The sequence below is a fragment of the Arenimonas sp. genome, from assembly GCF_044348765.1.
Lineage (GTDB): Bacteria > Pseudomonadota > Gammaproteobacteria > Xanthomonadales > Xanthomonadaceae > Arenimonas.
Window position 1 is genome coordinate 1 of the sequence record NZ_JBIKSE010000001.1, and the last position, 15,555, is coordinate 15,555.

15 protein-coding genes and 1 pseudogene are annotated in these 15,555 nt (G+C 57.8%); 9 read left to right on the plus strand and 7 right to left on the minus strand.

What is annotated here, in order from left to right:
* Nucleotides 1-934, plus strand: a 934-nt coding sequence (gene rlmM, locus ACIQ0Q_RS00005) for a 23S rRNA (cytidine(2498)-2'-O)-methyltransferase RlmM (RefSeq protein ID WP_395770906.1), incomplete at its 5' end; no start/stop codon positions are given.
* Nucleotides 935-944: 10 nt separating this feature from the next.
* The gene (locus ACIQ0Q_RS00010) at nt 945-2,006 is read left to right on the plus strand and encodes a branched-chain amino acid aminotransferase (RefSeq protein ID WP_395770907.1); all 1,062 of its coding nucleotides are present in this window, start codon (nt 945-947) and stop codon (nt 2,004-2,006) included.
* A 3-nt stretch (nt 2,007-2,009) separates the two neighbouring features.
* On the opposite strand, the gene ACIQ0Q_RS00015 is transcribed toward ACIQ0Q_RS00010, so the two are convergent.
* From ACIQ0Q_RS00015 to ubiH, 3 genes are all read right to left on the minus strand, one after another.
* Nucleotides 2,010-2,870 carry a sterol desaturase family protein gene (locus ACIQ0Q_RS00015; RefSeq protein WP_395770908.1) on the minus strand — a complete coding sequence of 287 codons (861 nt, stop codon included), beginning with the start codon at nt 2,868-2,870 and terminating at the stop codon, nt 2,010-2,012.
* A 185-nt stretch (nt 2,871-3,055) separates the two neighbouring features.
* The gene (locus ACIQ0Q_RS00020) at nt 3,056-4,228 is read right to left on the minus strand and encodes an FAD-dependent oxidoreductase (RefSeq protein WP_395770909.1); all 1,173 of its coding nucleotides are present in this window, start codon (nt 4,226-4,228) and stop codon (nt 3,056-3,058) included.
* Nucleotides 4,225-5,403, minus strand: coding sequence for a 2-octaprenyl-6-methoxyphenyl hydroxylase (gene ubiH, locus ACIQ0Q_RS00025; protein ID WP_395770910.1), 1,179 nt, complete (start codon nt 5,401-5,403; stop codon nt 4,225-4,227). The genes ACIQ0Q_RS00020 and ubiH overlap by 4 nt, the downstream gene beginning before the upstream one ends.
* Before the next feature lie 92 nt (nt 5,404-5,495).
* Here ubiH and ACIQ0Q_RS00030 point away from each other — a divergent pair, with 92 nt between their 5' ends.
* Both ACIQ0Q_RS00030 and ACIQ0Q_RS00035 read left to right on the plus strand, forming a co-directional pair.
* Nucleotides 5,496-6,056, plus strand: a complete 561-nt coding sequence (locus ACIQ0Q_RS00030; RefSeq protein WP_395770911.1) for a DUF6580 family putative transport protein — start codon at nt 5,496-5,498, stop codon at nt 6,054-6,056.
* Nucleotides 6,056-6,610 (plus strand): cob(I)yrinic acid a,c-diamide adenosyltransferase, encoded by a 555-nt coding sequence (locus ACIQ0Q_RS00035; protein WP_395770912.1) that lies wholly within the window; start codon nt 6,056-6,058, stop codon nt 6,608-6,610. Before ACIQ0Q_RS00030 ends, ACIQ0Q_RS00035 begins: the two co-directional genes overlap by 1 nt.
* Here the strand turns inward: ACIQ0Q_RS00035 and msrB are convergent.
* On the minus strand, nt 6,607-7,002 hold the full coding sequence (msrB, locus tag ACIQ0Q_RS00040) for a peptide-methionine (R)-S-oxide reductase MsrB (RefSeq protein ID WP_395770913.1): 396 nt from the start codon (nt 7,000-7,002) through the stop codon (nt 6,607-6,609). The genes ACIQ0Q_RS00035 and msrB overlap by 4 nt on opposite strands.
* A gap of 66 nt (nt 7,003-7,068) precedes the next feature.
* On the opposite strand from msrB, the gene lptD reads away from it, so the two are divergent.
* The 5 genes and pseudogenes from lptD to ACIQ0Q_RS00065 all read left to right on the plus strand — a co-directional run.
* A complete protein-coding gene (gene lptD / locus ACIQ0Q_RS00045; RefSeq protein WP_395770914.1) occupies nt 7,069-9,282 on the plus strand; it encodes an LPS assembly protein LptD in 2,214 nt (737 codons plus the stop codon).
* A 45-nt stretch (nt 9,283-9,327) separates the two neighbouring features.
* On the plus strand, nt 9,328-10,635 hold the full coding sequence (locus tag ACIQ0Q_RS00050; protein ID WP_395770915.1) for a peptidylprolyl isomerase: 1,308 nt from the start codon (nt 9,328-9,330) through the stop codon (nt 10,633-10,635).
* Nucleotides 10,636-10,640: 5 nt separating this feature from the next.
* Nucleotides 10,641-11,612, plus strand: coding sequence for a 4-hydroxythreonine-4-phosphate dehydrogenase PdxA (gene pdxA / locus ACIQ0Q_RS00055; RefSeq protein ID WP_395771000.1), 972 nt, complete (start codon nt 10,641-10,643; stop codon nt 11,610-11,612).
* Entirely contained in the window at nt 11,609-12,403 is a 795-nt protein-coding gene (gene rsmA, locus ACIQ0Q_RS00060) for a 16S rRNA (adenine(1518)-N(6)/adenine(1519)-N(6))-dimethyltransferase RsmA (protein WP_395770916.1), read from the plus strand. Before pdxA ends, rsmA begins: the two co-directional genes overlap by 4 nt.
* A 79-nt stretch (nt 12,404-12,482) precedes the next feature.
* Nucleotides 12,483-13,292 (plus strand): annotated as a pseudogene (locus ACIQ0Q_RS00065) (symmetrical bis(5'-nucleosyl)-tetraphosphatase); the annotation flags it as partial.
* A gap of 33 nt (nt 13,293-13,325) precedes the next feature.
* Here ACIQ0Q_RS00065 and ACIQ0Q_RS00070 read toward each other — a convergent pair.
* From ACIQ0Q_RS00070 to lgt, 3 genes are read right to left on the minus strand one after another with little or no spacing between them, the layout of a single operon-like run.
* Nucleotides 13,326-13,823 carry a dihydrofolate reductase gene (locus tag ACIQ0Q_RS00070; RefSeq protein WP_395770917.1) on the minus strand — a complete coding sequence of 166 codons (498 nt, stop codon included), beginning with the start codon at nt 13,821-13,823 and terminating at the stop codon, nt 13,326-13,328.
* Nucleotides 13,820-14,635 (minus strand): thymidylate synthase, encoded by an 816-nt coding sequence (locus ACIQ0Q_RS00075; RefSeq protein WP_395770918.1) that lies wholly within the window; start codon nt 14,633-14,635, stop codon nt 13,820-13,822. Before ACIQ0Q_RS00075 ends, ACIQ0Q_RS00070 begins: the two co-directional genes overlap by 4 nt.
* The gene (gene lgt / locus ACIQ0Q_RS00080) at nt 14,632-15,495 is read right to left on the minus strand and encodes a prolipoprotein diacylglyceryl transferase (RefSeq protein ID WP_395771001.1); all 864 of its coding nucleotides are present in this window, start codon (nt 15,493-15,495) and stop codon (nt 14,632-14,634) included. The genes ACIQ0Q_RS00075 and lgt overlap by 4 nt, the downstream gene beginning before the upstream one ends.
* Nucleotides 15,496-15,555: the final 60 nt, after the last annotated feature.

Genomic DNA, 15,555 nt, shown 5'->3' on the forward strand with positions numbered 1-15,555 from the left:
CAGTGCCTTCGTTATGCTGCTTGGCGCGCCGCGGGAAACCTTGACCCAGGCCATCCGGCTTGAGCAGCTCATTTTTGCCCGGCAGAAATACGCACTGATTGATGAATTGTCCAATCTGGACATCGCCGATCGCATCAGCCCGGTCATCGATGCCCTTGGCGGCAAGGGCCGCTACGGCGAGTTGTCGATGGAAACCCCCGACTCCGATATCGCTCGCCCGCTGGCCGGGCTGGCCAAGTCCTTCGGTAATGCCCTGCGCCCGGCGCTGCGCAAGCGCGGCCTACTGACTGAAAAACCGAATCCGAAACTGCCGCAGCTGCATGTGATTTTCCTGAGCAACCGGCATCTTCTGCTGGCCAGCTCGAGCGTAGACGACCGCTCACCTTGGCCGATGGGTATTCCACGACTCAAGCAGGATTCGCGGGCACCGAGCCGTTCGGCGATGAAGCTGGACGAGGCCATCCTTTGCCTGATGACTCCGACAGAGCGGATCAATCTGATTGCCTCCGGCATGAAAGCCGCTGATTTGGGCGCATCGCCCGGCGGATGGAGCTGGGTGCTGGCCAAGCATCAGTTGCAGGTCAGTGCCATCGATAACGGCCCGATGCACCCGGATGCTCTGGCGACCGGATTGATTGAACACATCCGTGCCGACGCTTTTCACTGGCAACCGCAACGCCCGATTGACTGGATGGTCTGCGATATGGTCGAAACGCCCAGCAAGGTTGCCAGACGCATGGCGCAGTGGTTCGCCAACGGCTGGTGCCGCAATGCCATCTTCAATCTCAAGCTGCCCATGAAAAAACGCTGGGAGGAAACCGCACTGTGTCTGGACCTGTTCCAGAGCCAATGCGGCCGCCCGGTCCGCATCCGGGCACGACAGCTGTATCATGACCGCGAAGAAATCACCGTGTTCGCGCACGCCCTCAAATGACGATAATGCCATGACCCTCGACATCGACACCCGCCGTACTGATAATTCCCGCATCGCGGAAATCGACTGGAACCATCTGCCGTTCGGCCGCGTCTATAGCGACCACATGATGATGATGGATTACCGCGGCGGTATCTGGCAGAAGCCGGCCATTGTGCCGTTCGGCCTGGTCAGCCTGCATCCGGGAAACACCACACTGCATTACGGACAGAGTATTTTCGAGGGCATGAAAGCCATCCGTGGCCACGATGGCCGGATCACACTGTTTCGCCCAGAATTGAATGCTCGCCGCTTCAATGAGTCCTGTCAACGCCTATGCATGCCCGGAATTCCTGAAGCCACCTTCATCGAGCTGGTCAAGGCGCATGCCCGTTTCGAACGCGACTGGGTTCCAGCCAAGGATAATGCAGCCCTCTACCTGCGCCCGTTCATCTTCGCAACCGACGAAGCCCTCGGTGTAAGGCCCTCGGAAACCTATAAATTCATGATTCTATCCTGCCCGACTGGCGCGTACTATGCCGAACCGCTGTCGGTGAAAATTGAGGAACGCTTCACGCGCGCGGCCGAAGGTGGTGTGGGTCGGGCGAAAACCGCCGGCAACTATGCCGCATCACTGCTACCGACCAAGCTCGCCAATGATGAGGGCTTCCAGCAGCTGATCTGGACAGACGGCAAGGAGCACCAATACATCGAAGAATCCGGCACCATGAATGTGGTATTCGTCATCGACGGCACCATCCTCACGCCCTCGGAAGACTCCGACACGATTCTGCGCAGCGTGGTCAAACGTTCAGTAGTGGACCTGGCCAGGCATTGGGGAATTCCGGTGCAGGAGCGCCGAATTTCGGTGGACGAAGTGATCCGCGCAATCCGTGAAGGCCGGCTAGAGGATGCTTTCGGCACCGGCACTGCCGCCACCATTGCGCCGATCGCTCGCATCGGCTACCGTGGCGAAACCTTGGACTTGCCACCGGTATCAGAGCGTATCGTCTCCAAACGCATCAAGGCCTATCTGGATGGCATCAAGCATGGCGATGTGCCCGATGAACTGAACTGGTGCGTCGACATCTGAAAGTCAGACGGGCGTCGATTCTTCGTAGGGTTTGCCGCCGGGAATCAATGCTGAATGCGCACGCCTTGAACGGAACAGCGGATAGAACAGCTGCACCCACCAGGACTCCCGGCCGAACAACTGATCATCACGCAGCCCGACTTCGGCAGGGTACTGCTGGGTGATATGCGCCGTCCCGAACAGGACATCCCAGAAGAACAACAAATTGCCGAAATTGCCTTTGTAATGACCGATGCCGTCATTGTCGTACATGGCATGGTGCGCATAATGCGTACTCGGGGTTGAAATCGTGCGTTGCACCAGCCACATCAGTGGCTGCAGAACCTTGATCCGGTAGAGCGGCGCATCCCACTTGACTGCCGAATGCGCGCCGGTAATCACCGCCAGTTTGACCACGATGTAGACCAGATAGACTTCGGCGAAGCCGAGGAAAATCAGAATGCCGGAAATCCACAATCCGGGCATGCACAGATAATAGAAGAAATTATTGCGGTAGATGATTCGAGCGCTCATGTATTGCGGCGAATGATGTGCCCGGTGCAAGGGCCAGAGCAGCGGCGAATGCGAAACCCGATGCCACCAGTACTGGGTCATGTCATCGCCAATCAACAGAATCGTAGCCATGACGTACCAAGGCAGCGCGGCCAGGGCGTCGCGGTAATCGGGAAAAGCGTAGTCGCCCAGTGATCCGACTACAAGGAAAATGAACGGCTGGGTCAGTCCGGCCAGTAGCAGCATGCTGAGCAGGTCAATGACATTATCGCCCTTGCCGGTATTAAATGATTTCACCCGCCCGAGGAGGTATTCAAGCAGGACAAAACCCACTAGAAGTGAGATCAATAATAGATTCTGGATATTGCTCATCGCGGGGCCTGGAAAAGGGATTCCAGCGATTAAAGCTGATAGCCGGACTCAATGCAAGCCCATGCGTTGATCTCAGGGTCTGCGTCCGATGTGATGACGGTTTTTTCGCAGACCGAAGCCAGCCGCAATCTGAAACGACCTTGACGCAATGCATTGATTCTCTTGGCACAAGGCAGAAAACGCCGTTAAAGCCCTGCCGCATACCTCGCCATGGCGTTTTTCAAGGGCACGATGCGGTCACCGATTCCCAGCAAATGTCCGCGCAGCAGAGAAAGCGCCACATTATCGTTCGAAAAAATCCGATTGATGTTTTCAAAAGCCAGTGCCGCGACGGTGTTTTCCGAGTAACGCGTCCGCGCCCAACGCACCAGCTGAGCGCCATCCAGGGCGTCACCGGTTTTGCCTGCAGAGGCCGTGAAGGCATCGCGTAATGCGGAAACATCACGTAGACCCAGATTCACACCCTGACCCGCCAACGGATGTACGGCATGCGCGGCATCGCCGAGCAAAAGCGTGCGCCCTTGTATCATCGTCTTGGCCAGCCTGCGACGCAATGGAAACGCGATCCGATCCGAAAGCAGGCGGGTCTTGCCGAGTTTACCGGCGAAAGCCGAATCCAGCGCTTGGCAGAATACCTCCGGCTCGGTTTTCAGCAACCTATCGGCTTCGGTCTGCGACAGGCTCCAGACAATCGAACAGCAGTGCTCTCCAAACGGCAGAAAAGCGAGGGGGCCGCTGTCCAGGAAACACTGCCATGCCGTATGCTCGTGCGTGCGTTCGGTGTGTACGAAAGCCACCAGTCCTTTCTGACCATAATCGTGGTCTTCGGTTGCGATACCGAGCAATTCCCGAACCCGGGAGCTTGCGCCATCGGCACCGATGGCAAGCCGCGCACTCAATTCCACGCCGCTTTGCAAGCCGATGCGGACCTCCGATTCGGTTTCATGCAGACTTCCGATTTTATCCGGACAGTACAGAAGGATATTGGATTCATGGATGACTGCCTGCCAGAGCACCTCTACCAGGGCATCATTCTCGAGGATATGTCCCAAATACGGCCGACCCAGTTCACCGGCATCGAATCGCAATGGTGTCGAATGGACCGCATCGAATACCGTCATTGTGGAATAGGGATAAGCACGCCGGTCGAGTACGTCCTGCCAGAGCCCGAAGGAGTCGATCAGCGCCTGGTTGTCCAACGCCAATGCCACCACGCGCTGATCCGGTTGTTCCTTCTGCCAGGGTTTCGGCGCATGCGCCTCCACCAGCGCCACCTGCAGGCCCTGCCGGGCTGCCATCAGGGCGGCACTGAGGCCGACCATACCGCCGCCCACCACAATGATATCCAGCGCCTTCACAGCACTTCCTCGAATCGGCTGGAGCCCCGGTAGCCCATGGCGCCCGAGACCAGCCCGGCCGCCAAAGCAGGTGCGGTCCCCAATGCGAGCAACACAAGAGAACGCAGGACATGCGCCGGTGCTCCCGGATTGGCGGTCATGCGGGCCAAGCCATCGCTGAATGCCAAGGTGCGCGAGCGGTCATCCTGCCTTGATGCGCTGTAGGCTGCGGCCGTGCTTTCGTGCACGCCTTCGGTCAATGCAAGCTTTGCCAAAGACAGGGCGTCACGCAAACCCAGGTTGAATCCCTGAGCGCCGATCGGATGGATGGTTTGCGCGGCATTGCCCATCAAAACAGCGCAATAAGCATGCAAACGCTCGGCCACAATCTGTTTCAGCGGATAAACGGTCCGCTTGCCGGTTGCATGGATTTTCCCGACCCGCCAGCCGAAACGGCTCTGGAAATAGGCGGCATAATCAGCATCATCCAAGGCGGCGATTGCGGGTGCATCGGCGCCGGCGATCCCACAGATGGCGCCATATGCGCCATCGGCCATCGGCAGGAGTGCCATGGGACCCTGATTGCTGAAACGTTCGTAGGCGGTTCCATCGCTGGCATGCTCCGCCCGTAGCGAACATACGAACAAGGTTTGCCCATAATCATGCGAACGGGTGGCAATGCCTGCAGCCGTTCGAATGAACGAATCCGTGCCATCCGCGGCCACCACCAGCCTGGCCGCAATATGCTTTTCACCTTCGGCGGCTGACAGCGTCAAATGGGCACCCTCCGCGGAAAATCGGCAGGCCAAGACTCGGGCCGGGCAGAAGCGGCGGGTGCGTTGCAGACTCTGAACGCGCTTGGCCAAGGCCAGCCCCAGGTCCTGGGCCAATACCACGGCGCCGAATCCGGCATGCCCGAAATCGGCCGCATCGAGCAGCGTACGCCCGAAATCGCCGGCCCGGCTGACATGGATACGCAGGATTGGTGTCGGCGGAACCGACAACTGGGACAAAACGCCCAATCGCTCAAGCGCATTGATGCTGCGCTGGGCCAAGGCTAACTTTCGCTGGTCAAAACCCGGCGTGACCTCCGGTGTATCGGCCGCTTCAATCAGCGCCACCGACAAGCCAGAACGTTCGAGCGCACAGGCCAGACTGGATCCGACCAGCCCGCCGCCAACGATGGCGATATCCACATTTTCACACGCCTGGGGCACCACGGGTTCTCTCAAATCCTGCTGAATAAGGTATTCTATTACCGATTGCTTTTTCCTGCTTCGAGAATCGTATGCCAAACCGTCCGCTTGCCCTCAATCTCACTGTGCTGACCGGCATGATTCTGGCGGTAGCCCTGACACGGTTGATCCCGCATCCGCCGAACTTTTCGCCGGTCGAAGCCATGGCATTGTTCGGCGGTGCGTATTTTGCCCGAAAATCACTGGCACTTCTGGTTCCGCTGATCGCTCTGTTCATTTCGGATCTGGCACTCGGCGTAATGATGGGCGGCGAATATTTCAGCTATTTTGTCTCCGCTGGCTTCTGGTTGGTCTATCTGACCATTGCAGGTCTAAGCGTGCTTGGATTCGGACTGCGTGGCCGAGTTTCGGCGTTGCGCATCGGGTGCTATAGCCTTGCCGGTGCCCTGATTTTCTTTCTGGTGACCAACTTCGGAGTCTGGTATGGTTCCGCTTTCTTTCCGCAGACCGCTTCCGGTTTGATGGCTGCTTACGTTGCCGGACTCCCTTTCTTCCAGAACGGCCTGCTCGGCACACTGTTCTACGCCACTGTCCTGTTCGGCGGCTATGAGCTTCTGAAACAGCGTCTTCCGGAAATGCGTCAACCCGCCTGATGGGCAATCGGCTGACCAAGATCTACACCAAGACCGGCGATGACGGATCCACAGGCTTGGGCGATGGCAGCCGTGTCTCCAAAGATTCCGCGCGGGTTACCGCTTACGGCACGGTGGATGAAGCGAACTCGGCCATTGGTCTGATTCTGGCTTGTGACGTCCCTCAAGAGGTCCGCGACCTGCTGGTATCGGTTCAGCATCACCTATTCGATCTTGGTGGCGAGCTCTGCATTCCGGGCCATGCCGCCATTTTCGATGCCGACATCGACCATCTCGAGCGGCAACTGGATGCTTTCAACGCCGACTTGCCCGCGCTGAAGGATTTCATCCTGCCGGGGGGTGGCATGGCCGCAAGTCACTGCCATCTGGCCCGCACCATCAGCCGCCGCGCCGAACGCGAGGTGGTGACCCTGTCCCACCATGATGCGGTTCGTCCGGAAGCAATCCGCTACCTGAACCGCTTATCGGATCTGCTGTTCGTGTTGGCCCGCGTTCTGGCCCGGGCCAGCGGCCACGGGGAAGTGCTCTGGCGCCATGACCGCCGGAAATCCTAGTCCGCCGGCTTGAAATCCAAGGCCGCGGAATTGATGCAATAGCGCAAACCGGTGGGCTTGGGACCGTCGGGAAATACATGTCCCAGATGAGAGCCGCATCCGGCACACAGCACTTCGGTGCGACGCATTCCGTGGGAGTCGTCGAATTCAAGTTTTAGAGCCTTGGCATCCACCGGTTGGAAATAACTTGGCCAACCGCTGCCGGAGTCGAATTTACTGTCAGAAGCGAACAACCCCGCCCCGCAGGCTACGCAGTGATACATGCCCGCTGCGTGGTGATCCCAGTATTTGCCACTGAATGGCGGCTCGGTCGCCGAACAGCGGCAAACCGCGTACTGCTCCGGGCTCAGCTGTGCTCGCCACTCGGCATCGGTTTTGATGGATTCGGTCATTTCGGAGCCCGTTTAAGCCAGCTATTAAAGGGTAAAATACAGCATAACTACCGATTGGGGTCATGCGTGCGCCGAACCCGTTTATTCCTTGCCTGTCTGAGCCTGCTCGGCACTGTGAATGCACAGGCACAGAATCAAGAAGCCGTCGGCGGCTCCCATTGGCAATTGTGCAGTAATCCCGAGTATCTACCGCTTTTCCAGCCGCTGACCGATGACACGACCGACCCCGCAAGCCAGCCTGCCGATATCATCTCCGATAATCTGGACATCGGCACGCGTGACCAATCCGTGTTCGCAGGCAATGTTGAATTGCGTAGAGGCAGTGAATGGCTCGCCACGGACGCTTTGCGCTTCGATCATGCCAGCCAGACCTATCGCAGCGAAGGTCCGGTAAGGTTCCAAAACAAGGCCCTGCGCATGACTGCCGACAGCGCCCAGGGCAACCAGAAAACCGGTGACATCGCCCTCAGTGGACTGAACTACCAGTTCCATGAAAGCAATGGCAACGGTAGCGCCGATAAAATCCTCATACAAAATGACGTCAGCCGCCTCAGCGGTGCCAATTTCTCGACCTGTCCGAGCAATCAACGACAATGGCAATTCATCGCCGATGAAATCAAGGTGAACGACAACACCCATCAGGGAGTGGCAAAAAACGTCAAACTGGAAGTGGGCGGCGTTCCCATTCTGTGGTTGCCGGCAATGCGCTTTCCCACGGATAGCACGCGCGCCTCCGGATTACTGTCTCCAAAAATCGGACAGGACAGTCTGAACGGTTTTGACATTTCGATACCGGTGTACCTAAATCTGGCATCCAATTTCGATGCTACCCTGACGCCACGCTATCTGAGCGAACGCGGCTGGATGCTTGGTACCGAATTTCGCTATTTGACGCAGAACAATGCCGGAATTTTCGATGGCAACTATCTTCCCAGTGATGATATCCGTGGCGGAGATCGCTATCGGATGGGCTGGGAACACTTCACGGCAATAAACCGGGCTTGGTATTTCCAGAGCAAACTCAATACGGCCAGCGATGTGTATTACTTCTCCGATTTCGGCAGCGCAATCACCGAAACCTCGACGCCCCTCCTGAAAAGCGAGCTGGGCTTTTACGGACGCGGCAAATACTGGAATCTTGATCTGACTGCCGCCAATTGGGAAATTGCCAATCCGACCCAGATGCCAGGATCGGAACCCTACCGACGCATGCCTCATCTGGCCTTGAGTGGCAGCAAGCCGATTCGCCCCTGGCTGGAGGCTGGCCTGAATGCAGAGGCCGTGGTTTTCGAGCATGAGGTCCTGAACGATGGCCGCCGTGTCGATGTCACGCCCTTCGTCAAATTCCCGCTGAATGGCGGTAACTGGTTCGCCATCCCAAGTCTGAGCTGGCGGCAGACCGAATACTGGATCGATCCCGATCCGTTCGATGTCACCGCACCCACGCGACTGAGCCGCGGGCTTAGTGTTTTAAGTCTGGATGCCGGCGCTTATTTCGAACGGCCGGTGACCTTTGCCGGTCTGGATTTCATTCAAACCCTCGAGCCGCGTGTGTTCTACCTGAACGTGCCTTACCGCGACCAGACCGACATCCCGGCCTTCGACACCCAGCCGCTGACCTTCATGTGGCCTTCGCTGTTCCGCGAGAACCGCTATGGCGGCGCGGACCGGCAAACTGATGCCAACCAGCTGACGACAGCCCTGACCACCCGCTTTATCAGCTCGGAATCCGGAAAGGAGCGGATGAACTTCAGTCTGGGCCGCATCACCTACTTCAAGACACCCAAAGTGACCCTGCCTGGCGAACCGGGCCAGCCGGCTGATGGTTCGGCCTGGGTTGCCGAGGCCAATATACGGCTCAGTGATGAATGGCAGATCGGCATGACGCAGCATTGGAATCCGGCCGACCGAAACACCGAGCTGTCTTCTATCCGTGGCTACTGGTCGCGCCCGAACGGGCTGCAGTTTAATGCCGGATACCGTTTCCGCAAGGACTTTGCGGAACAAACAGACTTTGCTATTGTCCTACCCATCAACGACAACTGGCGTGTCATGGGGCGTTGGAATTATTCGTTACGCGACAACCAGAACCTCGACAGCCTGCTGGGCTTCGAATGGCGCAGTTGCTGTATGGCATTCCGGGTATTCGGGCGCAGGTATATCCGCAGTTTCGACAGCCGCGAGAATACCGGTGTGTTCTTGGAACTCGAGCTGAACGGCTTGGGTAGCATGGGCAGCCAGCCTGAATTGTTCAAGGATAATGGTATCCTAGCGTATTGATGTACCAACCCTGTTTTTCCGCTCTAACCGATACCGGAGTGTTGCATGTCTGTCATCCCCAAATCCCTGGTGCTTGCCCTGCTTCTCGGCCCCGGACTCCAAGATGCCGCCTTAGCACAGAATACACAAGCCAGCACTGCCATCGACAGCATCGTGGCGGTTATTGATGAAGATGTCATCCTGCGCAGTGAGCTCGAACGCGCCATCGGCAACATCAAAACGCAGTATGCAAAGCAGGTTAATCAACTCCCGCCAGAAAACGTACTGGAACGTCAGGTGCTTGAACGTCTGATTTTGCAGCGCCTGCAGATTAACCGCGCTAAGGATATCGGAATCCGCGTCTCCGACGGCGAGATCAATCAGGTCATTCAGAACATCGCCGGCTCCAATAAAATGACCCAGGAACAGTTCGCGCAGCGCCTTCAGCAGGAAGGCATCGCATTCGAAGACTACCGCAGCAATCTCACCGATGAGCTCCTGCAGCAGCGCTTGCGCCAGAGTTATGTGCAGAGTCGCGTTCAGGTCAGCGATTCGGAAGTGGAACAATATGTTTCGAGCCAGAAAGCAGCCGGTCCTGAAGTCCTGCTGGCGAATCTCCTGGTGGCACTACCGGAAAACCCAAGCCCTGATCAGGTGGCGACCGCCAAGCGCAAAATCGATGGGATCCGCGAACTGATCGCCTCCGGAAAAATGGATTTCAAGGCCGCCGCCATCCGTTACTCGGATGCCCAGAATGCCCTCGAGGGCGGCATCATCGGCTGGAGGACGTTCGACTCGATTCCGCCGCAGTTCACCGCGATGATTTCGGAAATGAGGGCCGGCGATGTCTCGCAGCCGGTCCGCGGTCCCAGCGGCTACCAGCTAATTCAACTGGCCGAAACCCGGGATGCCTCCCAGGTCAAGCAAGTTGAAGAATACCGGGCGCAGGCCATTCTGATCGATCCAGTCCGTGTCGGTGGTAACGAGGTTGCGCGCCAGAAAGCGGAAGAAATGCTGTCCCGGATCGGCAAAGGCGAGGATATGGGCAAGCTGGCCAAGCAGTTTTCCAGCCCCGATCTCAATGCTGAAAACGGTGGCGTACTCGACTGGTTTACCCAGAACCAATGGGGCACCCAGATCGGTTCACAAATCGTCATTCTCAAAGATGGCGAGCTGTCACCGGTGCTCCAGACCGATGCCGGCTTCCTGGTCATGAAGCGTCTGGGCAAACGCTCATCGGATGCCAACGCCGATAACAAACGGCGCGAGGCCCGCGAAGCCATCGGCCAGCGCAAGGCAGAAGAAGAATACGAACGCTTCATGCGCCAGTTGCGTGCTGAAGCCTTCGTCGAGTCGCGTCTCGCTCCGATCTGATGGCCATCCGGCCGCGCCTGGCATTGGTTCCCGGTGAACCGGGCGGAATCGGACCGGAACTGTGTGTCCGGCTTGCCCAACGGGAGCATGCCTGCCGTCTGACCGTTCTCGCCGACCCGGCCCACCTGTACGCTGCCGCACAGACCTTGAATCTTCCTCTACACTGCAAAGCGGCGGGCGAGGAATGTGCTCTCGGAGAACTCGCCGTCCTGCCCTTCACCGCGCCGATGCCGATGCGTCCCGGACACCTGGTGCCCGCAAATTCGGCCCAGGTCATCGCAGCCCTGCTGCGCGCCGGACAAGGCTGCATGCAGGGTGAATTTGACGGTATGGTGACCGGTCCGGCGCATAAGGCCGCAATCAACGCCGCCGGTATCGCCTATGTCGGTACCACCGAACTGTTGGCCAAACAGGCTGGTGTTCCCGTGGTGATGATGCTCGCCACGGATTTCCTGCGTGTGGCGCTGGTGACCACCCACCTGCCTCTGCGGGAGGTGGCTGATGCCCTCACTCCAGCTCTGTTTGAACGGACCTTGCGCATTACACGGGACGACCTGCGCCGCCGCTTCGGCTTGGCCGAGCCCAGGCTGGCTGTTCTCGGCCTGAATCCGCATGCCGGCGAAGACGGCGTGCTTGGGCGTGAAGAAATCGACATCATGATTCCGGTAATGGAAAAGCTTCGGGCCGAGGGCTTTCATCTTCAAGGCCCGTTACCAGCCGACACCGCTTTTCTGCCCGCGCGCTTGGCGGAATACGACGCCATCCTCGCCATGTACCACGATCAGGGACTGCCCGTACTCAAATACTCCGGTTTCGACAGTGCCGTCAATATCACCCTCGGCCTGCCCTATCCGCGCGTGGCCGTCGATCACGGTACCGCTCTGGATCTGGCCGGAACCGGCAGAGCCAGCGATGAGAGCCTCTGGCAGGCCGTCCAGCTTTGCCGGAGACTGGCACTGCAGGGAGTAACGGCATGAGCCATTTCAAGGCGCCGCCGAAAAAAAACCTCGGCCAGCACTTCCTGACCGACCGCAGCATCATCGAACACATCCTACATTCTGTTGATCCGAAACCGGGCGATATGTTGGTGGAAATCGGGCCAGGCCAGGGCGCGATTACCTTTCCCTTGCTTAAGAAACACGGCCGTCTGACCGTGATCGAGTTCGACCGCGACCTGATTACTCCGCTGAGCGAAGCCGCGCATGGCATTGGCGAATTGACCATCGTGCATAAAGACGTTCTGCAGGTCGATTTCGGCAAGCTGGCCGGTGAAGACCGGATTCGTCTGGTTGGAAATCTGCCCTATAACATTTCAACCCCGATTCTTTTCCATGTCCTGGATCACTGCACACATGTCCGTGACATGCACTTCATGCTGCAGAAGGAAGTTGTCGAGCGTATGGCCGCGGAGCCGGGAAGCAAAGTTTATGGCCGTTTAAGCGTGATGCTGCAGTCGGTCTGTGAGGTCATTCCCTTGTTCGATGTCCCCCCGCAAAGCTTCAATCCGCCACCGAAGGTCGACTCGGCCGTGGTCCGGCTGATACCTCGCGAGCCGACCCAGATTGTCATCCGCAATCCGGAACTATTCGCAGCTGTCGTGCGCGATGCCTTCGGCCAGCGCCGGAAAACCCTGCGCAACGCCCTTTCCCGTCTATGTACGGGCGAGCAATTGCTGGCGGCAGGCATCAAGCCGGAAACCCGCGCCGAACAGCTGCCGGTGGCCTCCTTCGTGCATCTGGCCAATTTCCTGTCCGATGCCGCGGTCTAGCGCAGAGCCTGAATAGGCAGGCTTAAGGCTCACACCGGCGCTATAATGACCGGGACTGAAAATTCGGATTACCCACTCAATGACAACCTATGCCATTGGTGATTTGCAGGGCTGCTGTGATGTTCTGGCCCGGCTGCTGGACCATATCAAATTCGACCCAGCCCGGGATCATCTCTGGTTTTGCGGTGATTTGGTCAACCGCGGCGGGCAGTCACTGGAAACCCTCAAGCTGGTGCACTCCCTGCGTGAATGCAGTACGGTCGTGCTGGGTAATCACGACATGTCGCTGCTGGCTATCGCGCAACGCAGCGAAGCCGACCAGAACAAAGTCAACCCTGACTTGCACCGGGTTCTTTTTTCACCGGAGCGTGATGCACTCATCGGTTGGCTGACCGGACAGAAACTGTTCCATGTCGACCGGACCCTTGGTTTCGCCATGGTGCATGCCGGACTCTCGCCGAAATGGACGCTGGATATGGCCTCGGCGCACGCGCGCGAAGTCGAGAAAATCCTGCAGAGTGACCAAGCGGCGCGGCATCTGAAGGCGATGTATGGCAACCTGCCGATCTGGTCGCCGAAATTGAACGGTACTGACCGCTTCAGAGCCATCATCAATATCTTCACGCGCATGCGTTACTGCACGCCAAATGGACGTATCGGCTTCGAGGAAAAAGGCAAGCCGGGCACGCAACAACCGGGATTCTATCCATGGTTCTCGACACCGGGCCATGCCCAACGTGATCTACCGATCGTCTGCGGTCACTGGTCGACACTCGGATTGTTCATGGGCCTGGGGATTTATGCCATCGACACCGGTGCAGTCTGGGGCGGCACGCTGACCGCACTGGAACTCGGACCGAGCCTGCGCATCCATCAGGTGCCAGGACGCAGCGATGGCTTCAGCAAAAGCCGGGACTAAGCCTCAGGGTAGATTCAGGCGAAAGTAATCGGCGAACCGGAATTGGTGGGCATGCCGATCATCGGCATCGCGACTCAGGCTGGATGTTTCCAGCCATGCATTGTCATCGAACGACGGAAACCAGACATCGGCCTGCGGTAACTCGGTATCGACATGGGTTAGATGCATCTGTTGGGCTCTCGGCAGCGCCAACGCGTAGATCTCGCCGCCGCCGATGACCATCAACTCGTGATCACCGCAAAGGGCTAACGCCTCTTCCAAGGCACTGACGGCATGCATGCCTTCAAACGGCACGCTGCCACTGCGAGTCAGTACCAGATTTCGGCGCTCAGGCAACGCACGTCCTAGCGATTCGGCGGTCTTGCGGCCCATCAGCACGGTTTTGCCGATGGTCAGCGATTTGAATCGCTTCAGATCATCCGGCAAGCGCCATGGCAAGGCATTATCGAATCCAATGGCTCGCTTCCGGTCGAGTGCGGCAATTAGGGTGATGCGGCTCATACCGCAACCGGTGCCTTGATGGCCGGCTGTGGTTCGTAGCCGGTGATCTCGATATCCTCGAAGGTGAAAGCGAACAGATTGGTAACGGCCGGGTTTAGGCGCAACTGAGGCAGCGGACCCGGGATCCGGGAAAGCTGCTCGTGTACCTGTTCGAAATGGTTACTGTAGATGTGGGCATCACCGAAACTGTGTACGAAATCACCGACATCCAAATCACAGACCTGGGCGATCATATGCGTCAACAGGGCGTAGCTAGCGATGTTAAACGGAACGCCGAGGAAGATGTCGGCGGAGCGTTGATACAGCTGGCAGCTCAGGCGCGGACGGCCACCATCCTGTTTCGGCGGTGCGACATAGAACTGGAACAGGCAGTGGCAGGGCATCAGCGCCATCTGCGGAAGTTCGCCGACGTTCCAGGCACTCACGATTAAGCGTCTCGAATCGGGATTACGGCGGATCTCGCCGACCAGCCAGCTGATTTGATCAACGACCGCACCATCCTTGCCTTCCCAACTGCGCCACTGTTTGCCGTAGACCGGGCCAAGATCGCCGTTGGCGTCCGCCCACTCATCCCAGATGCTGACCTTGTTGTCCTTCAGGTAGGCGATGTTAGTTTCGCCTTTGAGAAACCACAATAGTTCATGGATGATCGAGCGAAGATGCAATTTCTTGCTGGTCACTAGGGGAAATCCTTCGGAAAGGTCGAAACGCATCTGGTAACCGAATACCGAGCGCGTACCGGTGCCGGTCCGATCGTTTTTATCCTGTCCGTTATCCATTACATGCTGCAGAAACGCATGGTAGGTCTTCATGCCTTGGGCTCCTTTTGCCGGCGCGACAAGACTAGCAGGAAAATCCCTAGTGCAATCATCGGAAGGGACAACAGCTGTCCCATGGTCAACCAGTTCCATATGACATAGCCAATATCGGCATCGGGCTGGCGGATAAACTCGACTAGGAAACGGAACACTCCATAACCCAGCGCAAAAAGACCGGATACTGCATAGCGCGGCCGGGGTTTGCGTGAATACCAGAACAGAATGAGGAACAGCAGCAAGCCTTCAAGCGCGGCCTGCACCAGCTGCGACGGATAACGGGCATATCGCTCGAGTAGTCCTGATTCATGCAGGACCCTGAGTTGGTTGGCACTCTGGCCGTACAGATCTGCCTCGGCACGCGGAAAAATAATGCCCCAGTCCTTGCCGGTATATCGTCCCCACAACTCGCCGCCGATATAGTTGCCGATGCGTCCGAACATCAGTCCTGGAGGAACCAGAGGTGCCAGAAAATCAAGGGTATCGAACACATGTTTCTTGGACTGCACCGACCAGATCACGACGGCGGCCATCACCCCGAGTAGACCACCATGGAAACTCATGCCGCCTTCGTTGATGCGCAGCAGAAACAGCGGGTCGGAAACGAAATCGGACCATCCGTAGAACAATACATAACCAATACGTCCACCGATGACCACACCGAGCATGCCATTGAATAGAAGATCGCCGAAGCGGTTTTCGTCGATGCCGGCAAAGGTTCCCGCGCGGATGCGTTGCCGGCCGAGCAGGAACGCGGCTGCAAATCCGAGTAGATACATAATGCCGTACCAATGAATGCCATGGGGCCAGATCGGCAACTGGAGCGCAACGGGGTCGATATCGTGCAGGATGGTCATTGAAATGTCCGCGAGTACAGCCATTATTGTGCCTGAAAATGGGGGCCCGGCGTAAGCGGA